The following is an 18,304-nucleotide window of genomic DNA, read 5'->3' as shown; positions in this document are numbered from 1 at the left end:
GGATTTTTTCGTTATGACCGTTTACGCAATCATCGGTGGCACCGGCCTGACTCAGCTCGAAGGCCTGAGCATTCGTCAGTCGCTGGCAGTCGACACTCCTTACGGCGCGCCTTCGGCTGAGGTGCAGATTGGCGAATACGCCGGCAAGGAAGTGCTGTTCCTCGCCCGCCACGGTCACCCGCATCGCTTCCCGCCGCACAAGGTCAACTACCGCGCCAACCTGTGGGCGTTGAAGCAGGCCGGTGCCGAAGCGATCATCGCCGTGAATGCGGTGGGCGGGATTCACCCGGCCATGGGCACCGGGCATTTCTGCGTGCCGCACCAGATCATCGATTACACCAGCGGACGCGAGCACACCTATTTCGCCGATGATCTGGAACACGTTACCCACATCGATTTCAGCTTTCCCTACAGCGAGCCGTTGCGTCAGCGACTGATTGCCGCGGTTGCCGCCGAAGGCTGCGAATACAGCGATCAGGGCGTTTACGCCTGCACCCAGGGGCCGCGTCTGGAAACGGTCGCCGAGATCGTGCGACTGGAACGTGACGGCTGCGACATCGTCGGCATGACCGGCATGCCGGAAGCCGCGCTGGCCCGTGAGCTGGATCTGGATTACGCCTGTCTGGCACTGGTGGTGAATCCAGCCGCGGGCAAGACCACCGAAGTCATTACCATGGCCGAAATCGAGCGGGCCCTGCACGACGGCATGGGCAAGGTGAAATCAACGTTGGCACGAGTGCTGGCCAGCTAAGGACTGTCCATGAGCATTTTCATCGAACGGCTCAAAGGGCTGACATGGACCCACGCATTCAGTAGCAAGGCGTTGGCCAAGGCCCGGGCTTATGCCGCCGATGACCGGGTCGAGATCCTCGAGATCGATGACAAGAAGATAGAGGCGTTCTGCGTCGGTTCTCACCCCCAGACGTATGCGCAAAGCATTTACCTTTCCGAAGATCGGCTGGGGTCGGTAAACCTGCGTTGCCTGTGCAGCTGTCCTGTTGCAATCGACTGCAAGCACAGCGCAGCGGTGCTCTATCACCTGCTGGGCACTGGCGAGGATGCGTCTGGAAGTGACGCACAGACCCCGTTGGGGCGAGCGCTCGAGCATTGGCTTTCAACAATTCCCGTGCCGGCCAAGCCTGCTGAAGAAAGTGCGCAAACCGCGGGCACGCGTCTGTTTTACAAGCTCAAACCGACGTCTGCGAACGGCAAGTGGCTGCTCGATATTTTCAAGGTCTACCAGCTCAAGAGCGGCGAGTTACGCGAAGTCAAACCGATGTACTCGCTCTCGGAAATGCTCATGCGCCAGCCGGGTTATCTGTCCGAGCTGGATCTGCGCGTCGCCAGGCTGCTGGTCGCCATGCATTCCCATCACGCCTATTACAGCGGCTATCCGCTGGAAGGCAGCAGTGGCGCCGAACTGCTGGAAATGCTCCTGCGCACCTCGCGCCTGTTCCTCGACTTCGAAGACTTGCAGCCACTGGCACCGGGCGGGAAACGCGTGGGCCAGTTCTCTTGGGCCAAGCAGGCCGACGGCGGCTTCCGCGCGCAGTGGAGCAGTGCCGAAGCCGCGCAGGAAACCGTGCTGGCGCTGGAGCCGCTTTACTACCTTGATCGCGAGCAGCGCCAGGTTGGCCCGCTGTTCACTGAGCTGGAAGAAAAACTAGCCTGCCACTTGACCCTGGCTCCTGACATTCCGGCGCGTCAGGCCATGCAGTTCAGTCATCGCATGAGCGCGGCGACCCCAATTGCGCCACCGCACAAACTCACCGAACGAATCATCGATGACGTGCTGCCGCAGCCGCAGTTGACCCTGGTCAGCGGTCGAGAACGCTCGCGCTGGGAATATGTGCTGGAGCACCGCGCCGCGCTGGCGTTTACCTACAACGGTCATCCGGCGGTGGATCGTAATCCGGAAGTGATGATCCTCAACGGCAGCGAAACCCAGCGCATTCAACGCCAGCCGGCGCTGGAAAAGAAGCTGCGCCAGAACCTGCAAAAACATGGCTTCAAGAAAGCCACGCGCAAAAGCGCCATGGATCGTCCCGGCGAGATGTTTACCTTGCCGGATGATTCCGCGTGGCTCGGATTCATGCACGAAGGGCTTGCTACGCTGCGCGCCGCTGACTGGGAAATCGAGATCAGTCCCGGTTTTCATTTCAATGTGCAGCAGGTTGAGCAGTGGTACGCCGAGGTTGAAGAAGAGGCCGGGCATCAGTGGTTTGATTTGCAGTTGGGCATCGTCGTCAACGGCGAGCGCTACAGCTTGTTGCCGATTCTTCTGCACCTGTTACGCACCCAGCCGCGCTTGCTCGACCCGGTCAATCTGGCGCAACGCAGCGATGACGAAAAACTCCTGATCGAACTCAAGCCCAGCGGTTTTGGCGACCCGGCGGGCGCCAAGGTCGCGTTGCCGCTGAGTCGGGTCAAACCGCTGATGGCCACGCTGGGCGAGTTGTACCTGGGCGGACACCAGGGCGATGCACTGCGCTTGACCGCTCCAGACGCCGCGCGCCTGAGTATGCTCGATGGCGTGCCGCTGGATTGGCAGGGCGGCGAACGTCTGCGGACCTTTGCCAAGCGCCTGCAAAATTCCAGTCACGCCCATGTTGCTGCGCCGGCCGGCCTCAACGCGCAACTGCGCCCGTATCAGCTCGAAGGCCTGAACTGGATGCAGACGCTGCGCGAGCTGGAGGTCGGCGGTATTCTTGGTGATGACATGGGCCTGGGCAAAACCCTGCAGACCCTGGCGCATCTGCTTACGGAAAAACACGCCGGGCGTCTCGATTGCCCGGCACTGGCGGTGATGCCGACCAGCCTGATTCCCAACTGGCTCGATGAAGCCGAGCGCTTCACGCCGCAGTTGAAAGTCCTGGCGCTGCACGGGACCGGGCGGCAAAAGGACTTCGCCAATCTTGCCGAATACGACCTGGTGCTGACCACTTACGCATTGCTGCCCAGGGATCTGGAAACGTTGCAGCCGCAGGCGTGGAGTGTATTGATTCTTGACGAAGCGCAGAACATCAAGAACCCGCTGAGCAAAGCCGCGCAGGCCGCACGTGACTTGCAGGCCCGTCAGCGCTTGTGTCTGAGCGGCACGCCACTGGAGAACCACCTCGGCGAGCTGTGGTCGCAGTTCCATTTCCTGATGCCCGGCTGGCTTGGCGACAGCAAGTCGTTCAACCGCGATTACCGCACGCCGATCGAAAAGCACGGCAATGTCCAGCGCATGCAACACCTGACGGCGCGCATCAAACCATTTTTGCTGCGGCGCAAGAAGGATCAGGTCGCCACCGAGTTGCCGCCGAAAACCGAGATCATCCACTGGGTCGAACTCAGCGGTGGTCAGCGCGACGTCTATGAAACGGTGCGCGTGGCGATGGACAAAAAGGTCCGCGACGAAATCGCCCGCAGTGGCGTGGCGCGCAGTCAGATCATCATCCTTGATGCGCTGCTCAAGCTGCGTCAGGTCTGCTGCGATCTGCGCCTGATCAACATGCCGCTCACGGCCAAGGCGCTGCGCTCGGGCAGCGGCAAGCTGATCAGCCTGATGGAAATGCTCGAAGAATTGCTCGGCGAAGGTCGGCGGATTCTGCTGTTCTCCCAGTTCACCTCGATGCTGGCGCTGATCGAGGAGGAGTTGCAGCAGCGTGGGCTCGGCTATTCGTTGCTGACCGGCGACACCACCGACCGGCGCACGCCGGTCAAGAATTTCCAGGGCGGCAAAGTGCCGTTGTTCCTGATCAGCCTCAAGGCCGGCGGCACCGGTCTGAACCTGACGGCGGCGGACACGGTGATTCACTTCGATCCGTGGTGGAACCCGGCCGTGGAGAATCAGGCGACTGATCGGGCTTATCGTATCGGCCAGAACAATCCGGTGTTCGTCTACAAATTGATTGCCAAAGGCACCGTCGAGGAGAAGATCCAGGCGTTGCAGCAGGAGAAGGCTGCGCTGGCCGGGGCGGTGCTGGAAGGTGGCACGACGGGTGGATTCAAACTGGAACAGAGTGATATCGAGGCGCTGTTTGCGCCTTTGCCTGTTTCCAGGGATTGTAGGTAGGGATTGAAACCGGGGTGGGGCCATTCGCGAGCAGGCTCGCTCCCACATTGGATCTCCAGTGCATCTGAATTCAGTGTGGGAGCGAGCCTGCTCGCGAAAGCTTTTTACCCAGCGACGCCGATTTCAGCGCTTGTCGATCTTGTCCGGCAACGGCGCAAACAGCGCTTCAATATCATCACTCTGCAGCTTCCAGTCCCCGGCCTTGCGCCCATCGAGCACGCCCGCTGCCAGGTCGGACTTTTCCTTTTGCAGATGCTGAATTTTCTCTTCCACCGTGCCCCGGGCAATCATCTTGTAGACGAACACCGGTTTCTCCTGACCGATTCGATAGGCCCGGTCCGTCGCCTGATTCTCGGTTGCCGGGTTCCACCACGGGTCGTAGTGAATCACCGTATCGGCTTCGGTGAGGTTCAAACCGACGCCACCGGCCTTCAGGCTGATCAGAAAGATCTGACGCGTGCCGCTCTGGAATTCCTTCACCGGTGTACGCCGGTCACGGGTCTGGCCAGTGAGAAGGGCGTAAGCGATCTTGCGTTTTTTCAATTCCTCTTCGATCAATGACAGCATCGAAGTGAATTGCGAGAACAGCAGAATCCGCCGCCCTTCCTCGAACAATTCCTCGAGCATTTCCATCAGGCTGTCGAGTTTACCCGAGGTGCTGCCGCGTGCGGGCAGGGTGGCGCCGTTGACCAGGCGCAGATCGCAACAGACCTGGCGCAGCTTGAGCAACGCTTCGAGGATGATGATCTGGCTGCGCGCCACGCCTTTGCGGGTGATCTCGTCGCGGACTTTCTTGTCCATCGCCAGGCGCATGGTTTCGTACACGTCGCGCTGCGCTTCGTTGAGTTCGACCCAGTGGATGATCTCGGTTTTTGGCGGCAGCTCGGTGGCGACCTGCTCTTTGGTGCGGCGCAGCAGAAACGGTTTAATCCGACCGTTGAGGTGCTGCAGTCTGACTTCGCTGCCGCGTTTTTCGATCGGCACACGGTAATCGGCGTTGAAGCTTTTCACGTCGCCGAGCCAGCCCGGCAGCAGGAAGTGGAACAGCGACCAGAGTTCGCCCAAGTGGTTTTCCAGCGGCGTGCCGCTGAGGCACAGGCGCTGGCGAGCATTCAGCTCGCGTGCGGCCTGGGCGGCTTTGCTGTTGGGGTTCTTGATGTACTGCGCTTCGTCCAGCACCAGTACGTGCAGCGGCTGTTTGGCCAGACGCTCGACGTCCTTGGGTAGCAGGGCGTAGGTGGTGAGTATCAGGTCGAAGTCGGGCAGATTGTCGAAGTGCTTTTTGCGGCTGGCGCCGTATAGCGCGAGCACTTTCAGCTGCGGGGTGAAGTGCGCGGCCTCATCGAGCCAGTTGGGGATCAGGCTGGTCGGCATGACCACCATGCACGGGCGATCGATGCGTCCGGCGTTCTTCTCGCTGAGAATATGCGCCAGGGTCTGTAGGGTTTTGCCCAGACCCATGTCATCCGCAAGAATCCCGCCGACTTCCAGTTGCCGCAGCGATTGCATCCAGCTCAGGCCTTCGAGCTGATACGGGCGCAGCGTTGCGTTCAAGCCTTGCGGTGCTTCGGCGCTGAAATCGCGGATGTCGCGCAGGCGCTGAGCGAAGGTGCGGATCTGCTCGCCGCCTTCCCACAGCAGCGGCAGGCCGTCCAGCGAATTGAGCCGGGTGGCATCAGCCTTGCTCAGGCGCAGGGTAGTTTCGCCTGGCTCCTGTAAATAGAACTCGCCGAGCGTCATCAGTACCGGCTTCAAGCGGCCGAGCGGCAGCGCCACCTGCAACGGGCCGTGCTCGCTGGTGCGTTGCGGAATGTTCACCAGAATCAGTTCGTCATCGCGACGACGGGCGAGGCGTTCCGGGTTGAGGATTTCGGTGTGCGAGCGCATCAGGTTCAGCAGGATCGGCAGCAGGCTCAGGCGTTCGCCGTTGACGATAATGCCCAGTTCCAGATCGAACCAGTCGCGCTCCGGCGCCTGCTCGACGGTGGCGTACCAGTCGTCGACGGCGGTCAGGTCGAAGCCGAATTCTTCATCGATCTGCAACTCCCAGCCCTGGCTGCGCAACTTCGGCAGATCGTTGAGGGTGAAGGTCAGCCACGCGCTGTCGTTGACCATCTCGTAGAGTTCGCCGGCGCTTTCCGGCAACGCTTTGCTCTGCCGGGTGGCGATGCGGAAACCGAGGATTCTTAACTGCTCGCGGTAGGACTGTTCGACATCCGGGTGGCGTTTTATCCGTAGTGTCTGGGCTTCCTGACGGATCAGGATATCGCTGTGCTTCTGCCCGCTGACGTATTCGTCCAGATAGCTGAACGACAGCGCCGCGCGGTGTTGAATGTAGCGCTGCATCTTGCCGTTGCGCGGTTCAAAGGCGCTGAATTCGACACTGGCCAGCCACAGGCGCGGCACCGGCTGCACGTTGTCCACCAGCACTTGCGGCGGTGCTTTCGGGCTGCGGTTTTCCAGCACGGCCTGGAGTTTCTCCAGCAGTTCGGCGTCTTTCGCGGCGGCGGGGTAGTCGAGGGTTTCCTGGATTTTCAGCAGCACCGCAGCGCAATGTTTGCAGTTGCTGCGCACCGGACAGGTGCAGGTCGCGTCGACCAGCAGCAGAGTGGCTTTGGCCGATTCGCGCAGATGGATGGTTTGCCGGTAGACACTGCCGCCGGAGCCCTCGCAACTGGCGGTGATGGTGGCATCGCCGACCTGGGCGATGCGCACCCGATTCTCCAAAGCGTAGCGGCGGCCACGCTCCAGACTCTGTTCTTTGAATCGGCTGACCCACGACGGGGCCAGCGGTTTGCTCAGGGGCGGCGGCATAAGGACTTCGATCAGTCCGGCACGACTTCAGGCGCTTCGCGAGGCGCTGGCGCGGTGAGGGAAGTGATCTTGATCAGCAGGGCCAGATGACCGTTGTCGAGGTAGTTGAGCTGGCCGTTCTTGGTGTGGCTGTCCTGACGCAGACGCTCACTGGCGGTGACCAGGCCATTGGCGTCAATCTGATTGACCCAGAAATCGGCGGTCACGTCGGTGAAGCGGCCGAGTTTCATTTCCAGCGTGCCCTCGATCGGGAACTGGCCGAACTGTTCCTGACCTTCACTGACCGCGACTTTCGCTGGCGCTTCGCCGAGGCTCTGCTGCCAGGCTTTGTGCATCAGCACCGTGTACTCGCCACTGGCCGTGAGTTTGCTCACAACATCATTGAGCGCCGGCGTGCGCTGGCTGTCGTTGCCCAAACGCTGGGCGCCAGCGGCCCAGTCTTCCGGCGCGGCGCGGCTGACGATGGCCGGAACGGCATTCTGGCGCACCAGAATCATTTCGACCTGATACGTGTCATCGGCAAACGCCGCAGGTGCTGCCACTGTCATCAAGAGCGAGGCGAGCAACAAAGTCAGAGAGCGGAACAGGCGCATCGGGCGTCCTTCAAGCGGATTTCGGGATGAGGCGCTCAAACAGCGCCTCGACAGTATTGAAACGTTCTTCCGGGCGCTCCATCGGCACCTGGAATTTGAACATCGTTGCGCCTTCGAACTTGTAGCGTTTGGGCTGCGTCTGGATCAGCTTGATCAGGGTAATCGGGTCAACCGGCGTCTGCGCTTCGAACTCGATGCGTCCGCCTTGCGGCCCGCCGTCGACCTTCTTGATACCGAGTTTTTCCGCCTGCAATTTCAACGCGGTGATCCGCACCAGGTTCTTGGTCGGCTCCGGCAACAGGCCGAAACGGTCGATCATCTCCACCTGCAGATCCTTCAGGCCTTCCTCATCGGTAGCCGAGGCGATGCGTTTATACAGAATCAGCCGCGCATGCACATCGGGCAGATAATCTTCCGGAATCAGCGCCGGCACGCGCAGATTGACTTCCGGGCCGCCGCCAAGCGGTTGATCGAGGTTCGGCTGTTCGCCTTTGCGTATCGACTTCACCGCGCGCTCGAGCATCTCCATATACAGGGTGAAACCGACCGCCTGAATCTGCCCGCTCTGACCATCGCCGAGCAGTTCGCCGGCGCCACGGATTTCCAGGTCGTTGGTGGCCAGGACGAAACCGGCGCCGAGGTCCTGGGTGTTGGCGATCGCCTCCAGACGTTTTTCCGCATCCGAGGTGATCTGCTGGCGCGGCGGCGTCAGCAGGTAGGCGTAGGCCTGGTGGTGACTGCGGCCGACACGACCACGCAACTGGTGCAGTTGCGCCAGACCGAACTTGTCGGCGCGCTCGATGATGATGGTGTTGGCGCTCGGCACGTCGATCCCGGTCTCGATGATGGTCGAGGCGATCAGCACGTTGAAGCGCTTGTGGTAGAAGTCGCTCATCACCTGTTCGAGTTCGCGTTCGCGCATCTGCCCGTGACCGATACCGATACGCGCTTCCGGCACCAGTTCGGCGAGGTCGGCGGCGCATTTTTCGATAGTCTTCACATCGTTGTGCAGGTAATACACCTGACCGCCACGCAGCAATTCACGCAGCAGGGCTTCCTTGACCGTGCTCTTGTTCTGTTCCATGACGAAGGTGCGCACCGACAGGCGTCGCGCTGGCGGCGTGGCGATGATCGACAGGTCGCGCATGCCCGACACCGCCATGTTCAGCGTGCGCGGAATCGGCGTGGCGGTCAGGGTCAGAATGTCGACTTCGCTGCGCAGGGCCTTGAGCTGTTCTTTCTGGCGTACGCCAAAACGGTGTTCTTCGTCGATGATCACCAGCCCGAGGTTTTTGATCTTCACATCGTCGGATAACAGCTTGTGCGTGCCGATGACGATGTCGATCTTGCCTTCCGCCAGATCGGCGATCGCCGCGTTGACTTCCTTGGCCGACTTGAAGCGGCTCATCACTTCCACCGTCACCGGCCAGTCGGCGAAGCGGTCGCGGAAACTGTTGTAGTGCTGCTGGGCGAGCAGGGTGGTCGGCACCAGAATCGCCACCTGACGCCCGCCGTGCACGGCGATGAACGCCGCGCGCATGGCCACTTCGGTCTTGCCGAAGCCAACGTCGCCGCAGACCAGACGATCCATCGGTTTCGGCGCGAGCATGTCTTCGCGCACGGCCTCGATGGTGGCTTGCTGATCGGGTGTTTCTTCGAACGGGAAGCCGGCACTGAAGGTGGCGTAATCGGCCTTCGGATCGGCGAAGGCATAGCCTTCACGGGCGGCGCGTCGGGCATAAATGTCGAGCAATTCGGCGGCGACGTCGCGCACTTGTTCGGCGGCTTTGCGCTTGGCTTTCTGCCAGGTTTCCGAGCCGAGGCGGTGCAGCGGCGCGAGCGAATCGTCGCTGCCGGTGTAACGCGCGATCAGGTGCAGGTTGGCCACCGGCACGTAAAGCTTGGCGTTCTCGGCGTATTCGAGGGTGAGGAATTCGGCCGCCTGATTGTCGATTTCCAGAATCGTCAGGCCCAGATAGCGGCCAACACCATGGTCGATATGCACCACCGGTGCGCCTTCGCGCAGCTCGGTAAGGTTCTTGATTACCGCATCGTTGCTGACGTCGCTGCGCTTCTCCCGACGACGACGTTGCATGACCCGTTGGCCGAACAGCGGACTTTCCGCTACCAGCGCCAGCGCCGGGTCGTCGAGCATCAAACCTTCGTCGAGCGGGGCGATAGTGATTGCCAGACGATCCTTGCTGGCGACGAAGTCCGGCCAGCTGTCGACGGTTTTCGGCCGCAGCTTCAGACGTTCCAGCAGTTCCAGCAGGACTTCGCGACGACCCGCCGATTCAGCAGTGAACAGCACGCGACCGGGGAATTCTTCGAGGAAACCGGCGAGTGCCGCCAGCGGTTGCGTAGCTTTGGCTTCGATGGCCAGATCCGGCAGCGCGTGCGCCGGGAAGCGCTCACGGCCAACGCCGCTTTCAACGTCCTGCTGACTGGCGACGACCCGTGGCCAGTTCTTCAGGCGTGCGAAGCAGTCTTCCACCGGCAGAAACAATTCGGCCGGTGGCAATAAAGGACGCGATGGATCGACGCGGCGTTCTTCATAACGGTTGCGCACGTCGTTCCAGAAATTTTCCGCCGCTTGCTCGATGCCCGGCAGCGAGAACACCTGAGTGTCCTGGGGCAGGTAATCGAACAGGGTCGAAGTTTCGTCGAAGAACAGTGGCAGGTAGTACTCGATACCGGCCGGGGTGATGCCGCTGCTCAGGTCCTGAAAGATCGGGCAGCGGCGGAAGTCGACGTCGAAGCGCTCGCGAAAGCGTGCCTTGAAGCGGGTTACGGCGTCTTTTTGCAACGGGAACTCGCGGGCCGGCAGCAGCTTGACCGACTCGACCTTGTCGATCGAACGCTGGGTTTCCGGATCGAAAGTGCGCAGGGTTTCGATTTCGTCATCGAAGAGGTCGATGCGATAGGGCAGTTTGCTGCCCATCGGGAACAGGTCGATCAGCGCGCCGCGCACGGTGAACTCGCCGTGCTCATACACCGTGTCGACATAGCGATAGCCGCTGGCTTCGAGCCGCGCGCGCATCTGTTCGACGTCGAGTTTCTGGCCGATATCCAGCACCAGGCTGCTGCCGAGCAGGAATTTGGTCGGCGCCAAACGGTGCAGGGCGGTGGTGATCGGCACCACCAGCACGCCGTGAGCCAATTCCGGCAGGCGATAGAGGCTGGCGATGCGCTGGGAAATGATGTCCTGGTGCGGCGAGAACAGGTCGTAGGGCAGGGTCTCCCAGTCAGGGAAATGCAGCACGGGCAAATCCGGGGCGAAGAAACTCAGCTCCTGTTCCAGCCGTTCGGCACTTTGGCTGTCGGCGGTCAGCAGCAGGGTAAAGCGCTTGGCAGCGCTGGCAGCCTCGGCAATCGCCAGGCTGAGGGCGGCACCGGGCAGATTGCCCCAGTGCTGTTTACCTGCTTCGGCAGGGAGTAGCGGTAGACGCAGAACAGGCACGGAAGGTTGAGCTCCAGGCGTTGCGACAAAGTCGGTAATTGTAGCGGCCTCCGGTGCCGCCTGTCAGTTGCAGACTGCGTCTATCTTCACGGTTTGGACGAAATGTAGTGGTAACCATAAAAACGAGCACTTTTTTCGTGGTTATGTAGTGCCGAAACGGGGTGGTGTTACGGAGGGTTACAGACATCGTCTAACAGTCGTCGAAAAATTGACTGCGCTGAAAGCCCCGGTTTTACTGGGCTGGAGAGGGGCGTAAATTTTTTGAACGGAAATTTGTTACCGATTGCGCGACAAGCGCGCATTGCTGAAAGGGCTTGTCGGCGGCATAATGTAGCCCCTTTTTTCTGCCCCTACATGTGGAAGGTTACCGTGACTCAGAAGCCCGACCAGTGTCTTGGTGAATGGATCGACCGTGAAGCACTCGCAGAAGCGATGATCCCGCTTATCGGTCAGCTCTACCGCAATAACAACGTGGTTAGCTCGATCTATGGCCGCAGCCTGATCAACCAGTCTGTCATCGCGATTCTCAAAGCTCACCGCTTTGCTCGCCACCGTTCTTCCGACGACAGCGAACTCTCCGTCCACGAAACATTCCCACTGCTCAAGGCCATGAGCGAGCTCAAGCTCGGCGCGGCGTCGGTGGATCTGGGCAAGCTGGCGTTCAAATTCCGTAACGAAGGCAACGGCCGCAGCGCCGAGCAGTTCGTGCGTGAAGAGATGGCTGACGTGGTTGGCCAGCAAAACGCCTCGGCCCGCAAAGGCACCGACGTTGTGCTTTACGGCTTCGGTCGTATCGGCCGTCTGCTGGCGCGCATCCTGATCGAGAAAACCGGTGGTGGCGACGGTCTGCGTCTGCGTGCCATCGTCGTGCGCAAAGGCGCCGAGAACGACCTGACCAAACGCGCCAGCCTGCTGCGCCGCGATTCGGTACACGGTTCGTTCAACGGCACCATTACCATCGACGAAGAAAACAACACCATCACCGCCAACGGTAACCTGATCCAGGTGATCTACGCGAAGAACCCGACCGAGGTGGATTACACCCAGTACGGCATCAAAGACGCGCTGCTGGTGGACAACACCGGTGTATGGCGTGACGCCGATGGCCTGGGTCAACACCTGGCCTGCCCGGGCATCGACCGCGTTGTTCTGACCGCGCCTGGCAAGGGCAAGCTGAAGAACATCGTTCACGGCATCAACCACGGTGAAATCACCGCTGACGACAAGATCGTGTCCGCCGCTTCCTGCACCACCAACGCCATCGTGCCGGTGCTGAAAGCTGTGAACGACAAGTTCGGCATCATCAACGGTCACGTCGAAACCGTTCACTCGTACACCAACGACCAGAACCTGATCGACAACTTCCACAAGGGCGATCGCCGTGGTCGCAGCGCCGCGCTGAACATGGTGATCACCGAGACCGGCGCCGCCACCGCTGCTGCCAAGGCGCTGCCTGAGCTGGCCGGCAAGCTGACCGGTAACGCGATCCGTGTGCCGACGCCTAACGTGTCGATGGCCATTCTCAACCTCAACCTTGAGAAAGCCGCCACCCGCGAAGAGATGAACGAGTACCTGCGCTACATGGCGCTGCACTCCGAGCTGCACAAGCAGATCGACTTCGTCAATTCGCAGGAAGTGGTCTCGACCGACTTCGTTGGCTCGCGTCACGCCGGTGTAGTCGACGCTGAAGCGACCATCGTGCAGGACAACCGCGTCGTTCTGTACGTCTGGTACGACAACGAGTTCGGCTACAGCTGCCAGGTGGTTCGCGTGATGGAAGACATGGCTGATGTGAATCCGCCAGCGTTCCCGCGCTAAGCCTCAGGCTTGAATGAAAACGCCCCGGCATTTTGTCGGGGCGTTTTTGTTTGTGGGCCTTTTGAATCTTCGGTGTCCTCGCGGGCCTCTTCGCGAGCAGGCTCGCTCCCACACTGGATCAGTGTCGTTCAAAAATCTGCTGTGGGAGCGAGCCTGCTCGCGAAAGCATTCTGTCAGGCGCCGCTGGCCACCGAAGCCTGCGCCGTGCGCAACTCATGCCGATTGCCACGGAACAACACCAATGTCGCAATCAACCCCAGCACCGCCGCACCACTGAGCCAGATCCCCGGCGCTGCCTTGTTGTCCAGCACATGAATCAGGTAGGTACACGCCGCCGGAGTAAACCCGCCGAACGTCGCCGTCGCCAGGCTGTAGGCCAGCGAAAACCCGGTCGTGCGCACTTCTACCGGCATGATCTCGGTCAGCGCCACCACCATCGCGCCGTTGTACGAGCCGTAGAGGAACGACAGCCACAATTCGACAATCAGCAAATGGCTGAAGCTCGGATTTGCCACCAGCCACGACAGCGCCGGATACGCGGTCAGGATCGCCAGAATCGTCGCCGCGAGCAGTAGGGGCTTTCGGCCGATTTTGTCGGACACTGCGCCCATCACCGGCAACCAGAAGAAGTTCGACAAGCCGATGCACACGGTCACCAGCAAGGCGTCGAGATCCGACAGATGCAGCTCGGCCTTGCCGAACGTCGGCGTGTACGCGGTGATCAGGTAGAACGACACCGTGGTCATCACTACCAGCGCCATGCCGGCGATGACGATGCCGAAGTTCTGGCCAATCGAGCGGACGATTTCGCCGAGGGTAGGGCGGTGGGTGCGCGCCTGGAATTCCGGAGTTTCCTCCAGCGAGCGGCGGATGAAGAAAATCACCGGCACGATCATGCAGCCAATCAGAAACGGTACGCGCCAGCCCCATTCGCCCATTTGCTCCGGGCTCAGCCAGTGGTTGAGGCCAACGCCGAGCAGACCGGCGAACACCACGGCTGCCTGTTGGCTGGCCGACTGCCAACTGACGAAAAAGCCTTTACGCCCCGGCGTAGAGATTTCCGCCAGATACACCGACACGCCGCCCAGTTCCACGCCCGCCGAGAAGCCTTGCAACAGACGGCCGAACAACACCAGTAGCGGCGCGGCGACACCGAGCGTTGCGTAGCCGGGCACGCAGGCAATCAGCACTGTACCGGCGGCCATCATCGCCAAAGTGATGATCAGCCCTTTGCGCCGTCCGTGACGGTCGATATAGGCGCCGAGAAAAATCGCCCCCAGTGGGCGCATCAGGAAGCCGGCGCCGAAGGTCGCTAGCGACAGCATCAGCGAAGCGAACGCGCTGTCGGTGGGGAAGAAGGTTTTGGCGATGGCCGTGGCATAGAAGCCGTAGACCATGAAGTCGAACATTTCGAGGAAGTTGCCGCTGACAACGCGAAAGATCGCTTTGCCTTTGCCCGTGGTCGAGGACATGGGAGGTACTCACTGTTCAATTTTGTATAAAGGCGTTGCTGCCATGGGGAAGCGAGCGGGCGCTTGTAGTTCATAATGGCCGCCGTGGTTTTGCGGGGAGATGAAGAATTGTTAACTGGACGCTGGTTGGGGCTTGTGGTCTTGGCGGGGGCAATCGGCGGCTGCGGCAACGGCGATTCCCTGGAACAGGTCGGCGGCTCAACCATGGGCAGCACCTGGTCGGTCAAGTACGTGCGCCACGCCGGGGTTGCCGATCCTGCACAGGTGCGCGGCGAAGTGCAGGCCATCCTCGGTGAAGTCGATCAACAGATGTCGACTTACCGGAGTGACTCCGCCATCGAGCGTTTCAACGCTTTGCCTGCCGATAGCTGCCAATCGATGCCGGCGGCGGTGCTTGAGTTGATCCGTGTCGGTGAACAACTCTCGACGCAAAGCGAAGGTTCCTACGACCTGACCGTGGAACCCTTGATGAACCTCTGGGGATTCGGTCCGCAAGGGCGCGAAGAAAAGATCCCTGATGCGGCCGCGCTGGCCGAGGTCATGCAGCGGGTCGGCCATCAGCACCTGCGCATCGATGGCGAACGGTTGTGCAAGGACGCCGCCGTCGAAGTCGACTTCAACAGCATTGCCGCCGGTTACGCCGTGGATACAATCGCCGCCAGATTGCAGGGCATGGGCATCGACAATTATCTGGTCGAAGCCACGGGCGAACTCAAAGCCAAGGGCAGCAAGCCAGATGGCTCAGCGTGGCGCATCGCGCTCGAAGAGCCCCGGGATGACCAGCAAGTGGCCGAGCGGATTATCGATGTCGATGGCTACGGCGTGTCCACCTCCGGCGACTACCGTAACTATTTTCTGCAGGACGGGCGGCGTTATTCCCACACCTTCGATGCACGCAGCGGGCGACCGGTCCTACATGATCTGGCGTCAGTCACAGTGATTCATCCTTCAGCGTTGATGGCCGATGGACTATCGACGCTGTTGCTGATTCTCGGGCCGGAAAGGGCGCGGGACTATGCCCAAAAGCATGACATTGCTGCATTCTTTGTCCTGCGTGCCGATACAGGTTTCGTCACCCGCAGCAGTCAGGCGTTTGAACAGTTTGTCGGCGAAAAAACTGACTGAAGACAAGACGAAAGCTGGCGTTGTAGTGCAGGCAAAAGTAGCCTACGACGCGACCAAGGGTTAATGTGCGCGGCGTTGACGCTTCTATAGACTGTGTCCGGGTTCTGTACTGGCCCCCAATTGTTCCTTCGCGCCGCCGTTCGGCGTGATTTAGCCGCCGGTGCTGCTGGCATCGCGGCCTGTTCTGAGGAGTACGCATGGCTGTCTACAACTACGACGTGGTGGTACTGGGTTCCGGCCCGGCGGGAGAAGGCGCGGCAATGAACGCCGCCAAAGCGGGGCGCAAGGTCGCGATGGTCGACAGCCGTCGCCAGGTCGGCGGCAACTGCACCCACCTCGGCACCATCCCGTCCAAGGCACTGCGTCACTCGGTGCGGCAGATCATGCAGTTCAACACCAACCCGATGTTCCGTGCGATCGGCGAGCCACGCTGGTTCTCCTTTCCGGACGTGTTGAAAAGCGCCGAAAAAGTCATTTCCAAACAAGTCGCCTCGCGCACCGGCTACTACGCCCGTAACCGCGTTGACGTGTTTTTCGGCACCGGCAGCTTCGCCGACGAGCAAACCATCGAAGTGGTCTGCGGCAACGGCGTAGTCGAGAAACTGGTCGCCAAGCACATCATCATCGCTACCGGTTCGCGTCCGTATCGCCCGGCGGACATCGATTTCCACCACCCGCGTATCTACGATAGCGACACCATCCTCAGCCTCGGCCACACCCCGCGCAAACTGATCGTTTACGGCGCTGGTGTGATCGGTTGCGAATACGCCTCGATCTTCAGTGGTCTGGGTGTGCTGGTCGAGCTGGTCGACAACCGTGGCCAGTTGCTCAGCTTCCTCGACTCGGAAATCTCCCAGGCGTTGAGCTATCACTTCAGCAACAACAACATCACCGTGCGCCACAACGAAGAGTACGAACGCGTCGAAGGCGTGGACAACGGTGTGATCCTGCACCTCAAGTCCGGCAAGAAGATCAAGGCCGACGCATTGCTCTGGTGCAATGGCCGTACCGGCAACACCGACACGCTGGGTCTGGAAAACATCGGGGTCAAGGTCAACAGCCGTGGCCAGATCGAAGTCGACCAGAACTACCGCACCTGCGTGGAGAACATCTACGGCGCCGGTGACGTGATCGGCTGGCCAAGCCTGGCCAGCGCCGCCCACGACCAGGGCCGTTCGGCCGCTGGCAGCATCGTCGACAATGGCAGCTGGCGCTTCGTCAATGACGTGCCGACCGGCATCTACACCATTCCGGAGATCAGCTCGATCGGCAAGAACGAGCAGGAGCTGACCCAGGCCAAGGTGCCGTACGAAGTCGGCAAGGCCTTCTTCAAGAGCATGGCGCGTGCGCAGATTGCCGGCGAGCCGCAAGGCATGCTGAAAATCCTCTTCCACCGTGAGACGCTGGAAGTGCTCGGTGTGCACTGCTTCGGTTATCAGGCGTCGGAGATCGTTCACATCGGTCAGGCGATCATGAACCAGCCGGGCGAGCTGAACACCCTGAAGTATTTCGTCAACACCACGTTCAACTACCCGACCATGGCCGAAGCCTATCGGGTGGCGGCGTACGACGGCCTCAACCGGCTTTTTTGACGGGCTCCGGCCGGTGGCCTGAGCCGGCCGGGGAGACCGATTTCAGCAATTCTCAAGGGTGGCAGTGGCCAAACCGGGAAAGTCTGTAATCAGGCTGTCAACGCCGAAGTCGGCGAGTCTGCGCATCAGTGCAGGCTCGTTGACGGTCCACACCGACACATGCAGGCCCTGACGCTGCGCCTTCTGCAGGCGTTCCGGCGTACACAGCGTCCAGTTCAAGGCGAGAATCTCGCAGCCGTAGCTGGCCGCAACCTTCAACGGATCGAGCCAGGCGTATTCGGCCACCAGGCCACGGGATACGTCCGGTACCAGATCCAGCGCTGCCTTCAAGACTTCCCGTGAACTCGAGGTGATCGTCACCTTATCGAGCAGGCCGTGGCGCTGAGCCATTTCCCGGATCGCCAGCACCGTAGTCGCTGCGCGGGTACGTGAAGCGCTTTTGACTTCCAGCTGCCAGTGCTCGAAATCACATTTTTCGAACAACTCTTCCAGCGTCGGGATCGGGCACGGCTTGATCCAGCCCGGGCCACCCTTGCGTGCGTCGTAGGTCACCAGTTCGGCAGCGGTGTGCTCGACGACCTTGCCGCGGCGCTCGGTGGTGCGCTTGAGCGTCGGGTCATGGATCACCATCAGTTCGCCGTCCTTGGACAGGTGCAGATCCAGTTCGCAACGGCGCACGCCGTGCTTGAGGCATTCCTGAAAACTGCTCAGGGTGTTTTCCGGTGCTTCGCCCTTGGCGCCGCGGTGGCCGTAGATGAGGGTCACGGTGCTTCCTTAAGTTAAATGCCTGATTCGTTCTGTTCGCGGGCCAGACGGCGTTCCTGAGCCTGCTTCTGCAAGATGTAGCGCGCAAGCAACTGACGCTGGGCATCGGTCGGGCGTTCAAACTCGGTGCCGACGTCATAGCCATCGCCCTTGGGATCGCAATGGGTGACCCGGGCACGCAGCAGCAGGCCGAGTGCTTGCGGCATCAGCACCAGTTTCACCGACAGGTGCGCGCCGGTGGCAATCGGGGTCGGGTACTGAAAATCGATCCCGCCTTCGGAGATGATCACCGGCTGCGGCTCGCCGATGTTGCCGAGCACGGTCAGAGCGATCACCTGGCTGAGCAGGTCGATGCGTTTGTTCTGCGATTTGAGGAATGCAGCGATGGCGCGGTCGCGCTCGCTGATCTGCCGCAGCAGGTGCTGCGACTCGAATTCGCTCAGGTGCAATTCGCTGAGCAGGTTGAACAGTGGGGAAGCATCCTGCAACACTTCCTGGCCTGCGACTTCGGGAGCGGACAGGGGCCGAATTTCCAGTGCGATCGTGTCCTCGATACGGTAGTATTCGCGGCGATCTTCTTCATCTAATGTCGACATGGCGAACCC

Annotated in this window: 11 protein-coding genes; 5 read left to right on the top strand and 6 right to left on the bottom strand. The window is 60.8% G+C overall.

Annotated elements, in window-relative coordinates:
• Positions 1-13: 13 nt before the first annotated feature.
• A complete protein-coding gene (locus AC0Z4S_RS13305; RefSeq protein ID WP_485623348.1) occupies positions 14-751 on the top strand; it encodes an S-methyl-5'-thioinosine phosphorylase in 738 nt (245 codons plus the stop codon).
• A 9-nt stretch (positions 752-760) separates the two neighbouring features.
• Complete coding sequence (locus AC0Z4S_RS13300; protein ID WP_485623347.1) at positions 761-4,060, top strand: DEAD/DEAH box helicase; 3,300 nt, start codon at positions 761-763, stop codon at positions 4,058-4,060.
• 123 nt (positions 4,061-4,183) lie between these two features.
• Here the strand turns inward: AC0Z4S_RS13300 and AC0Z4S_RS13295 are convergent, their stop codons facing one another.
• From AC0Z4S_RS13295 to mfd, 3 genes are read right to left on the bottom strand one after another with little or no spacing between them, the layout of a single operon-like run.
• Positions 4,184-6,874 (bottom strand): SNF2-related protein, encoded by a 2,691-nt coding sequence (locus tag AC0Z4S_RS13295; protein ID WP_485623345.1) that lies wholly within the window; start codon positions 6,872-6,874, stop codon positions 4,184-4,186.
• Positions 6,875-6,885: 11 nt separating this feature from the next.
• Positions 6,886-7,467 carry a CsiV family protein gene (locus AC0Z4S_RS13290; RefSeq protein ID WP_485623344.1) on the bottom strand — a complete coding sequence of 194 codons (582 nt, stop codon included), beginning with the start codon at positions 7,465-7,467 and terminating at the stop codon, positions 6,886-6,888.
• 10 nt (positions 7,468-7,477) lie between these two features.
• Positions 7,478-10,927, bottom strand: coding sequence for a transcription-repair coupling factor (mfd, locus tag AC0Z4S_RS13285; protein ID WP_485623343.1), 3,450 nt, complete (start codon positions 10,925-10,927; stop codon positions 7,478-7,480).
• 354 nt (positions 10,928-11,281) lie between these two features.
• Here mfd and AC0Z4S_RS13280 point away from each other — a divergent pair, with 354 nt between their 5' ends.
• Positions 11,282-12,745, top strand: coding sequence for a glyceraldehyde-3-phosphate dehydrogenase (locus tag AC0Z4S_RS13280; RefSeq protein ID WP_016775482.1), 1,464 nt, complete (start codon positions 11,282-11,284; stop codon positions 12,743-12,745).
• A 173-nt stretch (positions 12,746-12,918) separates the two neighbouring features.
• On the opposite strand, the gene tcuC is transcribed toward AC0Z4S_RS13280, so the two are convergent.
• Positions 12,919-14,217: an MFS transporter gene (gene tcuC / locus AC0Z4S_RS13275; RefSeq protein ID WP_041477332.1), complete on the bottom strand. Its 1,299-nt coding sequence runs from the start codon at positions 14,215-14,217 to the stop codon at positions 12,919-12,921.
• Positions 14,218-14,292: 75 nt separating this feature from the next.
• Here tcuC and AC0Z4S_RS13270 point away from each other — a divergent pair, with 75 nt between their 5' ends.
• Together AC0Z4S_RS13270 and sthA are read left to right on the top strand one after the other, a co-directional pair.
• On the top strand, positions 14,293-15,342 hold the full coding sequence (locus AC0Z4S_RS13270; RefSeq protein WP_485623342.1) for an FAD:protein FMN transferase: 1,050 nt from the start codon (positions 14,293-14,295) through the stop codon (positions 15,340-15,342).
• A gap of 197 nt (positions 15,343-15,539) precedes the next feature.
• Positions 15,540-16,934 (top strand): Si-specific NAD(P)(+) transhydrogenase, encoded by a 1,395-nt coding sequence (sthA, locus tag AC0Z4S_RS13265; protein WP_253503806.1) that lies wholly within the window; start codon positions 15,540-15,542, stop codon positions 16,932-16,934.
• A gap of 42 nt (positions 16,935-16,976) precedes the next feature.
• Here the strand turns inward: sthA and AC0Z4S_RS13260 are convergent, their stop codons facing one another.
• Both AC0Z4S_RS13260 and AC0Z4S_RS13255 read right to left on the bottom strand, forming a co-directional pair.
• Positions 16,977-17,699 (bottom strand): glycerophosphodiester phosphodiesterase, encoded by a 723-nt coding sequence (locus AC0Z4S_RS13260; protein WP_007910500.1) that lies wholly within the window; start codon positions 17,697-17,699, stop codon positions 16,977-16,979.
• Positions 17,700-17,713: 14 nt separating this feature from the next.
• Positions 17,714-18,295, bottom strand: coding sequence for a PilZ domain-containing protein (locus AC0Z4S_RS13255; protein ID WP_485623340.1), 582 nt, complete (start codon positions 18,293-18,295; stop codon positions 17,714-17,716).
• Positions 18,296-18,304 lie beyond the last annotated feature (9 nt).

This window comes from Pseudomonas sp. 1L-B-1-E-C1, assembly GCF_057291835.1.
This window is presented reverse-complemented; position numbering and strand designations above follow the sequence as displayed.

Coding starts and splice junctions, on each gene's coding strand:
- AC0Z4S_RS13300 (WP_485623347.1), top strand. CDS start 761: ATGAGCATTTTCATCGAACGGCTCAAAGGGCTGACATGGACCCACGCA.
- sthA (WP_253503806.1), top strand. CDS start 15,540: ATGGCTGTCTACAACTACGACGTGGTGGTACTGGGTTCCGGCCCGGCG.
- AC0Z4S_RS13270 (WP_485623342.1), top strand. CDS start 14,293: ATGGCCGCCGTGGTTTTGCGGGGAGATGAAGAATTGTTAACTGGACGC.
- AC0Z4S_RS13290 (WP_485623344.1), bottom strand. CDS start 7,467: ATGCGCCTGTTCCGCTCTCTGACTTTGTTGCTCGCCTCGCTCTTGATG.
- AC0Z4S_RS13305 (WP_485623348.1), top strand. CDS start 14: ATGACCGTTTACGCAATCATCGGTGGCACCGGCCTGACTCAGCTCGAA.
- AC0Z4S_RS13295 (WP_485623345.1), bottom strand. CDS start 6,874: ATGCCGCCGCCCCTGAGCAAACCGCTGGCCCCGTCGTGGGTCAGCCGA.
- tcuC (WP_041477332.1), bottom strand. CDS start 14,217: ATGTCCTCGACCACGGGCAAAGGCAAAGCGATCTTTCGCGTTGTCAGC.
- AC0Z4S_RS13280 (WP_016775482.1), top strand. CDS start 11,282: ATGTGGAAGGTTACCGTGACTCAGAAGCCCGACCAGTGTCTTGGTGAA.
- AC0Z4S_RS13255 (WP_485623340.1), bottom strand. CDS start 18,295: ATGTCGACATTAGATGAAGAAGATCGCCGCGAATACTACCGTATCGAG.